This window comes from Klebsiella sp. ZJOU C1, from assembly GCF_035620215.1.
GTDB lineage: Bacteria > Pseudomonadota > Gammaproteobacteria > Enterobacterales > Enterobacteriaceae > Klebsiella > Klebsiella variicola.
This window is the reverse complement of the sequence record NZ_CP141644.1, coordinates 4,162,270-4,176,645: the sequence shown is the minus strand read 5'-3', so window position 1 is coordinate 4,176,645 and position 14,376 is coordinate 4,162,270. Positions and strand designations below refer to the sequence as shown.

The following is a 14,376-nucleotide window of genomic DNA, read 5'->3' as shown; positions in this document are numbered from 1 at the left end:
TTAAACGAAATCATGGCGAAGCGATGACACATCGGGTAATCTGCGCGCTTCGCGCAGCGCAGGTGGAGAAAATTGATGAGCGACGAACTGAAAAATAAAAGCGGCAAGGTCAAAGTGATGTATGTCCGCAGTGATGATGATTCTGACAAACGCACCCATAACCCACGTACCGGGAAAGGGGGAGGTCGTCCAGGAAAATCTCGTGTTGACGGCCGCAGCCGCCCTGCGCGTGACGAACGAAACAGCCGCGGCGACGATCGCAAACGTGACGACCGTAAGCGTGACGATCGCAAGCGCGATGATTTTCATCGTGACGATGCGTCTCCGTGGCGTACCGTTTCCCGTGCTCCTGGCGATGAGACGCCGGTAAAAGAAGATCACGGCGGGATCAGCGGGAAGAGCTTTATCGATCCGGAAGTACTGCGTCGTCAGCGTGCGGAAGAGACCCGCGTGTATGGCGAAAACGCCTGCCAGGCGCTGTTCCAGAGCCGTCCGGAAGCTATCGTTCGCGCCTGGTTTATCCAGAGCGTCACGCCCCGCTTTAAAGAGGCGCTGCGCTGGATGGCGGCCAACCGTAAAGCCTATCATGTGGTGGACGAAGCCGAGCTGGCGAAAGCCTCCGGCACCGAGCACCACGGCGGGGTCTGCTTCCTGATCAAAAAACGCCACGGCACTTCTGTTGCCCAGTGGGTCGCGAAGGCGGCAGAAGACGATTGCGTTCTGGCGCTGGAAGACGTGGGTAACCCGCACAACCTCGGGGCGATCATGCGCAGCTGCGCGCACTTCGGCGTGAAGGGCGTGGTGGTTCAGGATGCTGGCGTGCTGGAGTCCGGGGCGGCGATCCGTACGGCGGAGGGCGGGGCGGAGCATGTTGAACCGATCACCGGCGACAGCTTTATCGATACCCTGGATCAGTTCCGCAAAGCGGGCTACGCGATTGTCTCAACGTCCAGCCATAATGGTACGCCGCTGTTTAAAGCCGAGCTGCCGAAGAAAATGGTGCTGGTGTTAGGCCAGGAGCGTGATGGTCTGTCCGATGCGGCGATTTCCAGCTCCGATCTCAGCGTTGCCATCAACGGTACCGGCAATGTCGAAAGCCTGAACGTCTCTGTGGCGACCGGCGTCCTGCTGGCAGAATGGTGGCGTCAGAACAAGGCGTAATTCGCCTGCCTGAATGCGAAAAAGCCAGCTGATGCTGGCTTTTTTTATGGCTGTCGATCACTCGCTTTCGGCGGGGAGGACCGGCATCCAGTCGATCGGCGCTTCGCCGCGGTCAGCCAGCCACTGGTTGGTCTGTACGAAATGGTTGCTGCCAAAGAAGCCGCGATGCGCAGAGAGCGGCGATGGGTGCGGCGCTTTCAGCACGCAGTGGCGCTGACGATCGATAATCGCGCCTTTCTTCTGCGCATGAGAACCCCACAGCAGAAAGACCACCCCCTCGCAATGCTCATTGATTAACGCGATAACTTTATCGGTAAAGGTCTCCCAGCCAAGGCTGGCGTGCGAGTGCGCCTGCCCGGCGCGGACGGTCAGGACCGTATTAAGCAGAAGTACGCCCTGACGCGCCCAGCTTTCGAGATAACCGTGAGTGGGGCGAGTAAAACCGGGGATCGTGGCCTCCAGCTCTTTGTACATGTTCAAGAGCGAGGGCGGGATCGCGACGCCCGGGCGAACCGAGAATGCCAGACCATGGGCCTGACCCGGGCCGTGATAGGGATCCTGGCCGAGAATGACGACTTTGACGTCGCCCAGCTCGGTAAAGCGAAACGCATTGAAGACGTCTTTTTGCGGTGGGTAGATGGTGATCCCGGACTGGCGCTCTTCGGCGACGGTCTTCAGTGTATTGAGAAAATAGGGTTGTTGCTTTTCATCCGCCAGCACGTCATGCCAGGTTAAAGAGGTGGTCATCTTGCTCTCCTGCAAAGGGTCATCGCTATAGCTTAACGGCTTCTTTCTACAGAACAAAATCGGCACGGCTTGATGTGGGCTTTTATGCAAAAAAAATTGAAAATTTACAAAATTATTTATGAGACCCCATGGCCTAACTTGATGTAAAACAATAAAATCCCCCTATACCCACTTTGTGTGAGTGGTTTTTATTGATTTATATCAAGGAATGCCGAGGGTGCGGCTGATATATATACACTCATACAACAATGGTTTTACCAATTGGCCGCGAAGAGGCCAAAATCGAATAAACACTGCCTGGGAGGCATCAAATGATTACTGGTATCCAAATTACTAAAGCGGCAAACGACGACCTGCTGAACTCTTTCTGGCTGCTGGACAGCGAAAAAGGCGAAGCGCGCTGCCTGTGTGCCAAAGGTGGTTTTGCGGAAGATGACGTGGTGGCGGTGAGCAAACTGGGTGAAATCGAATACCGTGAAATTCCGGTAGACGTGAAACCAGAAGTTCGCGTGGAAGGCGGTCAGCACCTGAACGTGAACGTGCTGCGTCGCGAAACTCTGCTGGACGCGGTTGAGCACCCGGAAAAATACCCGCAGCTGACCATTCGTGTTTCCGGCTATGCGGTACGCTTCAACTCCCTGACTCCGGAACAGCAGCGCGACGTTATCGCCCGTACCTTTACCGAAAGCCTGTAAGGCTGAAGCCAGATGTGAAAACGCCGGGATGTCCCGGCGTTTTTTTTACTCTTCAGTGGACGTTGATGGCGTCCCGGCCGCGCTTGGCTTACGGCGCTTACCGATATTTTTGGTGTCGCGGTGGCGTTTCTTCACCCGCGGTTTCTCTTTTTCTTTCTCTTTTTTCTCGGCGCGCTTCGCCAATACTTTCTTCGACGGTTTACCGGTTAACTTCTCGCTCGGCGCGCGGGTTTTCGGTCGCAATTCATCAATCACGCGGGCTTTCAGCGGTTCTTCAACGTAGCGGCCGATCTTGCCCAGCAGCAGGTGGTCATGCGCTTCAACCAGCGAAATGGCGATGCCTTTTTTACCGGCGCGGCCGGTACGACCGATACGGTGCAAATAGATATCGGCGGTGCGCGGCATGTCGAAGTTAAACACGTGGCTGACATCCGGGATATCAATACCGCGTGCGGCGACGTCGGTGGCGATCAGCACGTTCACGCGACCATCGGTCAGGCGTTTAATCGCTTCGTTGCGCTTAATCTGCACCATCTCGCCCTCCAGCCAGCAGGTGTTAATCCCTGCTTCGTGCAGCTTAGCGGCGAGTTCGTGAACGCGCTCGCGCTTACGCACGAAGACGATGGAGCGGGTTGCTTCCGGCTGCTTCAGCAAATGAATCAGCAGCGCGGTTTTATGCTCGATATCGTCGGCGCGATAGTACCACTGATGAATTTTTTTACGTTCGCGGGTCGATGGGGTAGCGGAGACTTCAACCGGCTCTTCCAGCAGGCGTTCGGCAAAATCTTTGATCGCATCGCCTTCCAGCGTGGCGGAGAACAGCATGGTCTGCTTGCGCCAGCGGGTTTCACCGGCGATGGTTTCGATATCCTGAGCAAAGCCCATGTCCAGCATGCGGTCGGCTTCATCGAGGATCAGGGTCTCGACGGCGCGGCAGTCAAAGTTCTCTTCTTTAATATACTGCAGCAGGCGACCGGTGGTAGCGACCACGATATCCTGGTTTTCGCTGAACACTTCCGCGTGGTTCATGTACGCTACGCCGCCGGTAATGGTGGCGATATCCAGATGGGTATGCTTCGCCAGCTCGCGGGCGTGGTCAGCCACCTGCATCGCCAGCTCGCGGGTCGGCGTCAGGATAAGAATGCGCGGCGGCCCGGATTTCTTACGCGGGAAATCGAGCAGGTGCTGCAACGCTGGCAGCAGATACGCCGCCGTTTTACCGGTGCCGGTCGGCGCTGAACCGAGAATGTCACGGCCATCGAGCGCAGGCGGAATAGCGGCGGCCTGAATGGCTGTCGGGCGAGTGAAACCTTTATCCTGGAGGGCTTCCAGCAGGTTTTCGTCGAGTTCAAGTTCGGAAAAAGTCGTTACAGTCATGTTCTACCTCTGAGTGGGCCGCCGATTATAGACGTTACTGACGTAATGTTCATCTGTTTGTAAGGCTATCTGTTCTCCGGTATTGTGCATAGCCTTACGTTCAGGAGTTTTGTCGGCAAGGTTATTGAGGATGTCTCAGTCGAAGTTTGCGCTGCCGCGCAATGGTTTTACCTTCAAACAGTTCTTTGTCGCCCACGATCGTTGCGCGATGAAGGTGGGCACTGATGGCATTTTGCTTGGCGCCTGGGCGCCGATTGCCGGGGTGAAGCATGTGCTGGATATTGGCGCGGGCAGCGGCCTGCTGGCGCTAATGCTCGCCCAGCGTACCGATCACGATGTGCAAGTCGATGCGGTCGAACTGGACGAGGAGGCAGCCGCTCAGGCGCGGGAAAATGCCCTCGCGTCACCGTGGTCTTCGCGCATAGAAGTCTGCCAGGCCGATATCCATCAGTGGCAGCCGTCGCAAACCCGACGCTATGAACTGATAATCAGTAACCCGCCTTTTTTTGCCGAAGGCGTGCCATGCGCTACCTCGCAGCGGGAGCAGGCGCGGTATACCACGACGCTCGATCACGCCTCCCTGCTGACCTGTGCCGCAGAGCATATCACCGAAGAAGGTTTTTTTTGCGTGGTGCTGCCGGTGGATATCGGTAATGCGTTTATCGAGCGGGCAACGGCGATGGGGTGGCATTTGCGACTGCGCACTGACGTGGCGGAGACCGAACTGCGGCCGCCGCACCGGGTGCTGCTGGCGTTCTCCCCGACGGCAGGAGAGTGTTTCTGCGACAGACTGGCGATCCGCGGGCCAGAGCAGCAGTACTCTGAAGGGTTTACTGCTCTGACCGGGGATTTTTATCTCTTTATGTGAGCCAGGGGCGACAGTATCGACGGGCCGCTGTTCGGCAGCGGCTGCGGATAGTCGAGGGTATAGTGCAGCCCGCGGCTCTCCTTACGTAACATCGCGCAGCGTACGATAAGCTCCGCCACCTGCACCAGATTGCGCAGCTCCAGCAGATTATTCGAGACGCGGAAGCGGGCGTAATACTCATCCAGCTCCTGCTGGAGCATGGTAATGCGCCGCAGGGCGCGCTCCAGTCTGCGCGTCGTGCGCACAATGCCGACATAATCCCACATCAGCAGGCGCAGCTCGTGCCAGTTATGCTGGATAACCACCAGTTCATCCGGGATCTCCACCTGACTTTCATCCCACGCCGGCAGGGTGGTGACCTTCTGGGCCAGCGGCAGGCGCCGGGCGATATCCTCCGCGGCGGACCAGCCGTAGACCAGACACTCCAGCAGCGAGTTCGAGGCCATGCGGTTGGCGCCGTGCAGCCCGGTATAGCTGACTTCGCCGATGGCGTATAAGCCATCGACGTCAGTACGGCCATTATCATCCACCATCACGCCGCCGCAGGTGTAATGCGCGGCGGGGACGACCGGCACCGGATCTTTGGTTAAATCAATTCCCAGACCGAGCAGCTTTTCGTAAATCATTGGGAAGTGCTGGCGAACAAACGCCTCGGGTTTATGGCTGATATCAAGGAACATACAGTCAACGCCCAGGCGCTTCATTTCATGGTCGATGGCGCGGGCGACGATATCGCGCGGGGCCAGCTCGCCGCGCTCGTCAAAGTCCGGCATAAAGCGGGTGCCGTCTGGGCGTTTAAGGTGGGCGCCTTCGCCGCGCAGCGCTTCAGTAAGCAGGAAATTGCGTGCCTGTGGATGATACAGCGCGGTGGGGTGGAACTGGTTGAATTCGAGATTCGCTACCCGGCAGCCCGCCCGCCAGGCCATCGCAATGCCGTCTCCGGAAGAGACGTCAGGGTTAGTGGTATATTGATAAACCTTGGCGGCCCCGCCGGTCGCAAGCACCACCGCCTTCGCGCTGCAGGTTTCTACCCGCTCTTTATTGCGGTTCCAGATCCAGGCCCCGACCACCCGGCGCGTGCCCGGCAGGCCAATCTTGTCCGAGACAATCAAATCAACGGCATTGCTGCGCTCAATGATGCGGATATTCGGATGAGCAAGGGCTTTATCGACCAGCGTTGTCTCTACCGCTTTGCCGGTAGCGTCGGCGGCGTGAAGAATGCGTCGATGGCTGTGCCCCCCTTCGCGAGTGAGATGGTAGCTCTCTTCTCCATTGGCCTGGACCTGGGTGTCAAACAGCACGCCCTGATCGATAAGCCATTGTACGCACGGTCTGGCGTTGCTGGCGACGAAGGTGACCGCATGGCGATCGCAGAGTCCCGCGCCGGCGATCAGCGTATCTTCAACATGGGATTCGATACTGTCCGTCTCATCGAAGACGGCGGCAATCCCGCCCTGCGCATAGAACGTCGAACCTTCGCTGATCGGCCCTTTACTCAGCACCGTCACCGAACTGTGCTCCGCCAGGCGCAGCGCGAGGGAGAGACCGGCAGCGCCGCTGCCGATAATCAACACATCACAAGAGAAGTCAGGAGTGGTATTCATCGTCTTTGTTTAATTTACTAAACACATTTAGCTCACAATAGCACCAGCGCGTGAGGAATCGTACATATTTTTTGCCTGGTGTTGTGACGGCTAAACAGAAGGGGCCGGGAAAAGGGGCGTTGTGCGGTAAAAAAGAGAAGTGGAGCAGGTTGTTAGCATTGGATTTTATAGTGAAATAAACACTGTGTTACGATACCCTTCAGTCGGGCCTGCGCTTTTTCTTATTGACTAACCTGTTGTTTAGCAACCTGGGCATATAATGATTGATAACGATCTGCCGCCGTTGCCAGACAAAAAACAAAAGCGTAACGGAACTTTATTGTTTTCATGCACTCCAACAGTCAGCTTGCTCATAATGCAGATTTTGGGTGGTGTTTTGAAGACGCATGGGAATTGGGTTTGGGGAGACATTACCTCGGATGAGCGAGCAGTTAACGGATCAGGTCCTTGTTGAACGGGTCCAGAAAGGAGATCAGAAAGCGTTTAATTTGCTGGTGGTGCGCTATCAGCATAAGGTCGCGAGTCTGGTTTCCCGCTATGTACCGCCGGGCGATATCGCTGACGTTGTTCAGGAATCGTTCGTTAAGGCATGGCGTGCGCTGGACTCTTTCCGGGGAGATAGCGCTTTTTACACCTGGTTATACCGTATCGCCGTCAACACGGCGAAGAATTATCTGGTTGCTCAGGGACGCCGTCCGCCGTCCAGCGATGTTGACGCCAACGAGGCGGAAAACTTCGAAAGCGGCGGGGCGTTGAAAGAAATTTCGAACCCTGAGAACTTAATGTTGTCAGAAGAACTGAGACAAATAGTTTTTCGTACCATTGAATCGCTCCCGGAAGATTTACGCATGGCAATTACGTTACGGGAGCTGGATGGCCTGAGCTATGAAGAGATAGCCGCTATCATGGATTGTCCGGTTGGGACGGTGCGTTCGCGTATCTTCCGGGCGCGAGAAGCTATTGATAATAAAGTTCAACCGCTTATCAGGCGTTGACGATAGCGGAATACTGGAAAAGGGTATCAGGCATGCAGAAAGAACAACTTTCGGCTTTAATGGATGGTGAAACGCTGGATAAAGAACTGCTCAACGAGCTGAGCCGTTCCTCTGAGATGCAAAAAACCTGGGAGAGCTATCACCTCATTCGCGATACGCTGCGTGGCGATACCGCAGAGGTGCTGCAATTCGATATCTCCGCCCGGGTGATGGCCGCCATTGAAAATGAGCCCGTTCGTCAGACGGCGCCGCTTATTCCTGAATCTCAGCCCGCACCCCACCAGTGGCGGCAGATGCCGTTCTGGAACAAAGTGCGTCCATGGGCCAGCTCACTCACCCAAATGGGCGTTGCCGCCTGCGTATCGCTTGCGGTTATCGTCGGCGTCCAGCACTATAATGGGCAGTCTGATGCGACTCAGCAGCCAGAGGCGCCAGTGTTCAATACCCTGCCGATGATGGGTAAAGCGAGCCCGGTAAGCCTTGGCGTGCCGGCTGACGCATCAGCGGGTAGCGGCCAGCAGGCGCAAGTCCAGGAACAGCGCCGCCGGATTAACGCCATGTTGCAGGACTATGAACTGCAGCGCCGCCTGCACGCTGAGCAGCTGCAGTTTGGCCAGGCCCAGACTCAGCAGGCAGCAGTCCAGGTGCCGGGTTATCAAACTTTAGGAACGCAATCGCAGTAATGAAGCAACTTTGGTGTGCCATGTCGCTCATGGCAGGCAGCCTGTTGTTCTCTGTCAACGCCTCGGCTGATACATCGTCCGGGGCGTTGTTGCAGCAGATGAACCTGGCCAGCCAGTCCCTCAATTATGAGCTGTCTTTCGTCAGCATCAATAAACAAGGCGTTGAGTCGCTGCGCTATCGTCATGCGCGACTGAACAATCAACCGCTGGCGCAACTGCTGCAGCTGGACGGCCCGCGCCGGGAAGTGGTCCTGCGCGGCACGGAAATCAGCTATTTTGAACCCGGTCTCGATCCTTTCACCCTCAACGGCGACTACATCGTCGATTCGCTGCCATCGTTGGTTTATAGCGATTTCAAACGCCTCTCCGCTGCGTATGATTTTATCTCCGTTGGTCGTACTCGTATCGCTGATCGCCTCTGCGACGTGATCCGCGTCGTAGCTCGCGACGGTACGCGCTATAGCTTTATCGCCTGGCTGGACGCCGAGACCAAACTGCCTCTGCGCGTCGATTTGCTCGACCGCGACGGTGAAACGCTGGAGCAGTTCCGGGTTGTCTCCTTCAACGTTGGCGATAACGTCAGCGCCAGCATGGAGACGCTGGCAAAAGCGAATCTACCGCCGCAGCTGTCCGTCCCTGAAGGGGGCGACAAAGCCAACTTCAACTGGGCGCCAACATGGCTTCCCCAGGGGATGGCTGAAGTTTCCAGCAGTCAGCGCCGTCTGCCCACTTTTGACGGTCCAGTCGAATCACGTCTCTATTCCGACGGCTTGTTCAGCTTCTCGATCAATATCAACCGCGCCACGGCGGCCAGCAGCGACCAGCTGTTGCGCACCGGCCGACGTACCGTCAGCACGACGGTACGCGATAACGCGGAGATCACCGTGGTGGGCGAACTGCCGCCGCAGACGGCGAAGCGTATCTCTGACAGTATTAAATTCAAGGCAGTACAATGATTAAAGAGTGGGCCACCGTGGTTTCCTGGCATAACGGCGTGGCGCAGGTGCACTGCGACGTTAAAGCCTCCTGCAGCAGCTGCGCTTCCCGTGCCGGCTGCGGTAGCCGGGTGTTAAACAAGCTGGGGCCGCAGACCAGCCATACCATTAGCGTGCCCTGCGAGCAGCCATTGGCCGCGGGGCAAAAAGTGGAACTGGGGATCGCTGAAAGTAGCCTGCTGGGCTCAGCGCTGCTCGTCTATATGGCGCCGCTGGTGGGGCTGTTTGTGATGGCGTCCATTTTCCAGGTGCTGTTTGCCAGCGATATCGCGTCACTTTGCGGCGCGCTGTTGGGCGGCGTCGGCGGCTTCCTGGTGGCGCGCGGTCTGTCGCCGCAGCTGGCTGCTCGCCAGTCATGGCAGCCGGTGATTTTAAGCGTCGGTTTGCCGCCGGATCTGCTGCGTGTTGATACGCCCTCCTCTGAAATGGGGCAGTGATTTCACTGCCCCTCATCTTTATTTACTCTTCCTGTAACAACGCCACAATTTCTGCCGTTATGCTGGATCTAACAGCATTTCCTGGTTTCACGGATGTAGTGTAGAATGCGGCGTTTTCGGATTAAAAAACGTCAGGCACAGTACAGCGGCCTCATGATACTCGTAAGGCATAATTAACTCTAAATATGAAGAATATACGTAACTTTTCGATCATCGCTCACATCGACCACGGTAAGTCGACGCTGTCTGACCGTATCATCCAGATTTGCGGTGGCCTTTCTGATCGCGAAATGGCGGCCCAGGTTCTGGACTCCATGGACCTTGAACGTGAGCGCGGGATTACCATCAAGGCGCAGAGCGTCACCCTGGACTATAAAGCCAGCGATGGTGAAACTTATCAGCTCAACTTTATCGACACCCCGGGCCACGTTGACTTCTCCTATGAAGTATCGCGCTCCCTGGCGGCGTGCGAAGGCGCGCTGCTGGTGGTTGACGCCGGGCAGGGCGTAGAAGCCCAGACCCTGGCGAACTGCTATACCGCCATGGAAATGGACCTCGAAGTCGTTCCGGTGCTCAACAAGATCGACCTGCCTGCGGCCGATCCGGAGCGCGTAGCGGACGAGATTGAAGATATCGTCGGTATCGATGCTCACGACGCGGTTCGCTGCTCGGCGAAAACCGGCGTTGGCGTGCCGGACGTGCTGGAACGTCTGGTGCGCGATATTCCGCCGCCGGAAGGCGATCCGGACGCGCCGCTGCAGGCGCTGATCATCGACTCCTGGTTCGATAACTACTTAGGCGTCGTGTCGCTGGTGCGTATTAAAAACGGCACCATGCGCAAGGGCGATAAAATTAAAGTGATGAGCACCGGCCAGGTCTATAACGCCGACCGTCTGGGCATCTTCACCCCGAAACAGGTCGACCGTACCGAGCTGAAATGCGGCGAGGTAGGCTGGCTGGTCTGCGCGATCAAAGACATCCTCGGCGCGCCGGTGGGCGATACCCTGACCGCGGCGCGTAATCCAGCGGATAAAGCGCTGCCGGGCTTCAAAAAAGTGAAGCCGCAGGTCTATGCCGGTCTGTTCCCGGTGAGCTCTGATGACTATGAAAACTTCCGTGATGCGCTGGGTAAACTGAGTCTGAACGATGCTTCCTTGTTCTATGAGCCGGAAAGCTCAACGGCGCTGGGCTTCGGCTTCCGCTGCGGCTTCCTCGGCCTGTTGCACATGGAAATCATTCAGGAGCGTCTGGAGCGTGAGTACGATCTTGACCTGATTACCACGGCGCCGACGGTAGTCTATGAAGTGGAAACGACCTCCAAAGAAGTTATCTACGTCGATAGCCCGTCCAAGCTGCCGCCGCTGAATAATATTCAGGAGCTGCGTGAGCCTATCGCCGAGTGTCACATGCTGCTGCCGCAGGAGTTCCTCGGCAACGTGATCACCCTGTGTATCGAGAAGCGTGGCGTGCAGACCAACATGGTTTACCACGGTAAACAGGTGGCGCTGACCTACGAAATCCCGATGGCGGAAGTGGTTCTCGACTTCTTCGACCGTCTGAAGTCTACCTCCCGTGGCTATGCGTCGCTGGATTATAACTTCAAACGCTTCCAGGCCTCGAACATGGTGCGCGTTGACGTGCTGATCAACGGCGAGCGTGTCGATGCGCTGGCGCTGATCACCCACAACGACAACGCCCCTTATCGTGGTCGCGAACTGGTCGAGAAGATGAAAGAGCTGATCCCGCGTCAGCAGTTCGATATCGCCATTCAGGCGGCTATCGGCAACCACATCATCGCGCGCTCTACTGTGAAACAGCTGCGTAAAAACGTCCTGGCGAAATGCTACGGCGGCGACGTCAGCCGTAAGAAAAAGCTGCTGCAGAAGCAGAAAGAAGGTAAGAAGCGTATGAAGCAGGTCGGTAACGTTGAACTGCCGCAGGAAGCGTTCCTCGCCATTCTGCACGTTGGTAAAGACGGCAAATAATTAAGGAGTTGGCATGGCGAACATGTTTGCCCTGATTTTGGTCATTGCGACCCTTGTGACAGGGCTGTTGTGGTGTCTGGATAAGTTCATCTTCGCACCAAAACGTCGTGAGCGTCAGGCCGCTGCTCAGGCAGCGACCGGCGAGCAACTGGATAAGAAAACGCTGAAGAAAGTGGGCCCGAAACCGGGCTGGCTGGAAACTGGCGCCTCGGTCTTCCCGGTGCTGGCGATTGTGCTGATTGTGCGTTCGTTTATCTATGAACCTTTCCAGATCCCGTCAGGTTCGATGATGCCGACCCTGCTGATTGGCGATTTCATCCTGGTGGAGAAATTCGCTTACGGCATTAAAGATCCGATCTACCAGAAAACGCTGATCGAAACGGGTCATCCAAAGCGCGGCGACATCGTGGTGTTTAAATATCCGGAAGATCCGCGTCTCGACTACATTAAGCGCGCGGTGGGATTACCGGGCGATAAAGTCACCTACGATCCGGTTGCCAAGCAGGTCACTATTCAGCCGGGCTGCAGCTCCGGACAGGCCTGCGGCAACGCGCTGCCGGTGACCTATTCCAATGTTGAGCCGAGCGATTTCGTTCAGACCTTCTCCCGCAGCAACGGCGGCGAAGCGTCCAGCGGTTTCTGGCAGTTGCCGAAGGGCGAAACCAAAGCGGACGGCATTCGTCTGACCGAGCGTCAGGAGACGCTGGGCGACGTCACGCACCGTATTCTGATGGTGCCGATTGCCCAGGATCAGGTTGGGATGTACTACCATCAGTCCGGCCTGCCGCTGGCCACCTGGATTGTACCGCCCGGTCAGTATTTTATGATGGGTGACAACCGGGATAACAGCGCCGACAGCCGCTACTGGGGCTTTGTGCCGGAAGCGAACCTGGTCGGAAAAGCGACCGCTATCTGGATGAGTTTTGAAAAACAGGAAGGTGAATGGCCGACCGGCGTGCGGTTATCGCGCATTGGTGGAATTCATTAATTTCCCCTGTTGAATTCACGTCGCTGCGATAACCGCAGCGACGTGAATTATTTAATATTTAAATCCATTCAAACTAACGACATCACGTGTCGTTGCGTATAGAATATCCCCCCGAAGTTTTTGGTTGTCGCTCTGCCGGGTGACACTGCACACGAAAGCGTATTGGACTGTTTCAACTTGCTGTATGAAGCGTATGCTCAGGTCGGTTTCGTGTGCTGCATCTTTGACGCATTCATTTATTGGTAACGCATGAACCCCATCGTAATTAATCGGCTTCAACGAAAGCTGGGCTACACTTTTCATCATCAGGAGCTGTTGCAACAGGCATTAACTCACCGCAGTGCCAGCAGCAAACATAATGAGCGCCTGGAGTTTTTAGGTGACTCCATTTTAAGTTTTGTGATCGCGAATGCGCTCTATCATCGTTTTCCTCGCGTAGACGAAGGCGATATGAGCCGCATGCGCGCGACGCTGGTGCGTGGCAACACGCTGGCGGAGATCGCTCGCGAGTTTGAACTGGGTGAGTGTCTGCGCCTCGGGCCGGGCGAACTGAAAAGCGGCGGTTTCCGTCGCGAATCCATTCTCGCGGACACCGTTGAAGCGTTAATTGGCGGGGTTTTCCTCGACAGCGATATTCAGAACGTTGAACGCTTAATCCTCTCCTGGTACCAGACCCGTCTGGACGAAATCAGTCCGGGCGATAAGCAAAAGGATCCGAAGACGCGTCTGCAGGAGTATCTGCAGGGACGTCATCTGCCGCTGCCGTCCTACCTGGTGGTCCAGGTGCGTGGCGAAGCGCACGATCAGGAATTTACTATCCACTGCCAGGTCAGTGGCCTGAGTGAACCGGTGGTTGGCACAGGTTCCAGCCGTCGCAAGGCGGAGCAGGCTGCCGCCGAACAGGCGCTGAAAAAACTGGAGCTGGAATGAGCGAAGAAAAAAGTTATTGCGGATTTGTCGCCATCGTTGGTCGTCCAAACGTTGGCAAATCCACGCTGTTGAATAAGCTGCTTGGGCAGAAGATTTCGATCACTTCCCGAAAAGCGCAAACGACGCGTCACCGCATCGTCGGTATCCATACCGAAGGGCCGTATCAGGCGATTTACGTCGATACCCCGGGCCTGCATATGGAAGAGAAGCGTGCTATTAACCGCTTAATGAACAAAGCGGCCAGCAGCTCAATTGGCGATGTTGAACTGGTCATTTTCGTGGTGGAAGGCACTCGCTGGACGCAAGACGACGAGATGGTGCTCAACAAGCTGCGTGACGCGAAAGCGCCAGTGATCCTCGCGGTCAATAAGGTGGATAACGTGCAGGACAAAGCGGAGCTATTGCCGCACCTGCAGTTCCTCGCCAGCCAGATGAACTTCCTCGACATTGTGCCGATCTCTGCGGAAACCGGCACCAACGTCGATACTATCGCGGCGATCGTGCGTAAGCATCTGCCGGAAGCGATCCATCACTTCCCGGAAGATTATATTACCGATCGTTCCCAGCGCTTTATGGCCTCCGAGATCATCCGTGAAAAACTGATGCGTTTTCTCGGTGCTGAGCTGCCGTACTCCGTCACTGTGGAAATCGAACGTTTCGTAACCAATGAGCGCGGCGGCTACGATATCAACGGCCTGATCCTCGTCGAGCGCGAAGGGCAGAAGAAGATGGTGATTGGCAATAAAGGCGCCAAAATTAAAACCATCGGTATCGAAGCGCGTAAGGACATGCAGGACATGTTTGAAGCGCCGGTACACCTCGAGCTGTGGGTCAAAGTGAAATCCGGCTGGGCCGATGACGAGCGCGCCCTGCGCAGTCTCGGTTACGTTGACGACCTCTGAGTTAACGCA

15 protein-coding genes are annotated in these 14,376 nt (G+C 56.3%); 12 read left to right on the top strand and 3 right to left on the bottom strand.

Features of this window, described 5'->3' with window-relative positions; translation table 11 throughout:
• The first annotated feature begins 75 nt into the window (after positions 1–75).
• Positions 76–1,161, top strand: a complete 1,086-nt coding sequence (locus SPE70_RS19930) for a tRNA/rRNA methyltransferase (RefSeq protein WP_022064862.1) — start codon at positions 76–78, stop codon at positions 1,159–1,161.
• A 57-nt stretch (positions 1,162–1,218) separates the two neighbouring features.
• Here the strand turns inward: SPE70_RS19930 and ung are convergent, their stop codons facing one another.
• Positions 1,219–1,908: a uracil-DNA glycosylase gene (gene ung / locus SPE70_RS19925; protein WP_012540850.1), complete on the bottom strand. Its 690-nt coding sequence runs from the start codon at positions 1,906–1,908 to the stop codon at positions 1,219–1,221.
• A 311-nt stretch (positions 1,909–2,219) separates the two neighbouring features.
• On the opposite strand from ung, the gene grcA reads away from it, so the two are divergent.
• Entirely contained in the window at positions 2,220–2,603 is a 384-nt protein-coding gene (gene grcA / locus SPE70_RS19920) for an autonomous glycyl radical cofactor GrcA (protein ID WP_002914084.1), read from the top strand.
• 45 nt (positions 2,604–2,648) lie between these two features.
• Here grcA and srmB read toward each other — a convergent pair whose 3' ends face one another.
• A complete protein-coding gene (gene srmB / locus SPE70_RS19915) occupies positions 2,649–3,980 on the bottom strand; it encodes an ATP-dependent RNA helicase SrmB (protein WP_012540851.1) in 1,332 nt (443 codons plus the stop codon).
• Between the two features lie 130 nt (positions 3,981–4,110).
• On the opposite strand from srmB, the gene trmN reads away from it, so the two are divergent.
• Positions 4,111–4,848: a tRNA(1)(Val) (adenine(37)-N(6))-methyltransferase TrmN gene (gene trmN, locus SPE70_RS19910; RefSeq protein ID WP_012540852.1), complete on the top strand. Its 738-nt coding sequence runs from the start codon at positions 4,111–4,113 to the stop codon at positions 4,846–4,848.
• Here the strand turns inward: trmN and nadB are convergent.
• Positions 4,833–6,452 carry an L-aspartate oxidase gene (gene nadB, locus SPE70_RS19905; protein WP_008803761.1) on the bottom strand — a complete coding sequence of 540 codons (1,620 nt, stop codon included), beginning with the start codon at positions 6,450–6,452 and terminating at the stop codon, positions 4,833–4,835. The genes trmN and nadB overlap by 16 nt on opposite strands.
• A gap of 327 nt (positions 6,453–6,779) precedes the next feature.
• On the opposite strand from nadB, the gene rseD reads away from it, so the two are divergent.
• From rseD to era, 9 genes are all read left to right on the top strand, one after another.
• On the top strand, positions 6,780–6,875 hold the full coding sequence (rseD, locus tag SPE70_RS26480; RefSeq protein ID WP_121980491.1) for a rpoE leader peptide RseD: 96 nt from the start codon (positions 6,780–6,782) through the stop codon (positions 6,873–6,875).
• Positions 6,872–7,447 carry an RNA polymerase sigma factor RpoE gene (gene rpoE, locus SPE70_RS19900; protein ID WP_002914074.1) on the top strand — a complete coding sequence of 192 codons (576 nt, stop codon included), beginning with the start codon at positions 6,872–6,874 and terminating at the stop codon, positions 7,445–7,447. The genes rseD and rpoE overlap by 4 nt, the downstream gene beginning before the upstream one ends.
• A 32-nt stretch (positions 7,448–7,479) precedes the next feature.
• Positions 7,480–8,130, top strand: coding sequence for an anti-sigma-E factor RseA (gene rseA / locus SPE70_RS19895; RefSeq protein WP_008803762.1), 651 nt, complete (start codon positions 7,480–7,482; stop codon positions 8,128–8,130).
• Positions 8,130–9,086 (top strand): sigma-E factor regulatory protein RseB, encoded by a 957-nt coding sequence (rseB, locus tag SPE70_RS19890; protein ID WP_012540854.1) that lies wholly within the window; start codon positions 8,130–8,132, stop codon positions 9,084–9,086. Before rseA ends, rseB begins: the two co-directional genes overlap by 1 nt.
• Positions 9,083–9,562 carry a SoxR-reducing system protein RseC gene (gene rseC / locus SPE70_RS19885; RefSeq protein WP_008803764.1) on the top strand — a complete coding sequence of 160 codons (480 nt, stop codon included), beginning with the start codon at positions 9,083–9,085 and terminating at the stop codon, positions 9,560–9,562. The genes rseB and rseC overlap by 4 nt, the downstream gene beginning before the upstream one ends.
• A 185-nt stretch (positions 9,563–9,747) precedes the next feature.
• Positions 9,748–11,547 (top strand): translation elongation factor 4, encoded by a 1,800-nt coding sequence (gene lepA, locus SPE70_RS19880; protein WP_008803765.1) that lies wholly within the window; start codon positions 9,748–9,750, stop codon positions 11,545–11,547.
• Positions 11,548–11,560: 13 nt separating this feature from the next.
• Complete coding sequence (gene lepB / locus SPE70_RS19875) at positions 11,561–12,535, top strand: signal peptidase I (protein WP_008803766.1); 975 nt, start codon at positions 11,561–11,563, stop codon at positions 12,533–12,535.
• 249 nt (positions 12,536–12,784) lie between these two features.
• A complete protein-coding gene (rnc, locus tag SPE70_RS19870; RefSeq protein ID WP_002914065.1) occupies positions 12,785–13,465 on the top strand; it encodes a ribonuclease III in 681 nt (226 codons plus the stop codon).
• On the top strand, positions 13,462–14,367 hold the full coding sequence (era, locus tag SPE70_RS19865; protein WP_008803768.1) for a GTPase Era: 906 nt from the start codon (positions 13,462–13,464) through the stop codon (positions 14,365–14,367). The genes rnc and era overlap by 4 nt, the downstream gene beginning before the upstream one ends.
• Positions 14,368–14,376 lie beyond the last annotated feature (9 nt).

Excerpts from the sequence above, each read along its gene's own strand:
- SPE70_RS19930 (WP_022064862.1), top strand. The coding sequence starts at position 76 with ATGAGCGACGAACTGAAAAATAAAAGCGGCAAGGTCAAAGTGATGTAT.
- ung (WP_012540850.1), bottom strand. The coding sequence starts at position 1,908 with ATGACCACCTCTTTAACCTGGCATGACGTGCTGGCGGATGAAAAGCAA.
- grcA (WP_002914084.1), top strand. The coding sequence starts at position 2,220 with ATGATTACTGGTATCCAAATTACTAAAGCGGCAAACGACGACCTGCTG.
- srmB (WP_012540851.1), bottom strand. The coding sequence starts at position 3,980 with ATGACTGTAACGACTTTTTCCGAACTTGAACTCGACGAAAACCTGCTG.
- trmN (WP_012540852.1), top strand. The coding sequence starts at position 4,111 with ATGTCTCAGTCGAAGTTTGCGCTGCCGCGCAATGGTTTTACCTTCAAA.
- nadB (WP_008803761.1), bottom strand. The coding sequence starts at position 6,452 with ATGAATACCACTCCTGACTTCTCTTGTGATGTGTTGATTATCGGCAGC.
- rseD (WP_121980491.1), top strand. The coding sequence starts at position 6,780 with ATGCACTCCAACAGTCAGCTTGCTCATAATGCAGATTTTGGGTGGTGT.
- rpoE (WP_002914074.1), top strand. The coding sequence starts at position 6,872 with ATGAGCGAGCAGTTAACGGATCAGGTCCTTGTTGAACGGGTCCAGAAA.
- rseA (WP_008803762.1), top strand. The coding sequence starts at position 7,480 with ATGCAGAAAGAACAACTTTCGGCTTTAATGGATGGTGAAACGCTGGAT.
- rseB (WP_012540854.1), top strand. The coding sequence starts at position 8,130 with ATGAAGCAACTTTGGTGTGCCATGTCGCTCATGGCAGGCAGCCTGTTG.
- rseC (WP_008803764.1), top strand. The coding sequence starts at position 9,083 with ATGATTAAAGAGTGGGCCACCGTGGTTTCCTGGCATAACGGCGTGGCG.
- lepA (WP_008803765.1), top strand. The coding sequence starts at position 9,748 with ATGAAGAATATACGTAACTTTTCGATCATCGCTCACATCGACCACGGT.
- lepB (WP_008803766.1), top strand. The coding sequence starts at position 11,561 with ATGGCGAACATGTTTGCCCTGATTTTGGTCATTGCGACCCTTGTGACA.
- rnc (WP_002914065.1), top strand. The coding sequence starts at position 12,785 with ATGAACCCCATCGTAATTAATCGGCTTCAACGAAAGCTGGGCTACACT.
- era (WP_008803768.1), top strand. The coding sequence starts at position 13,462 with ATGAGCGAAGAAAAAAGTTATTGCGGATTTGTCGCCATCGTTGGTCGT.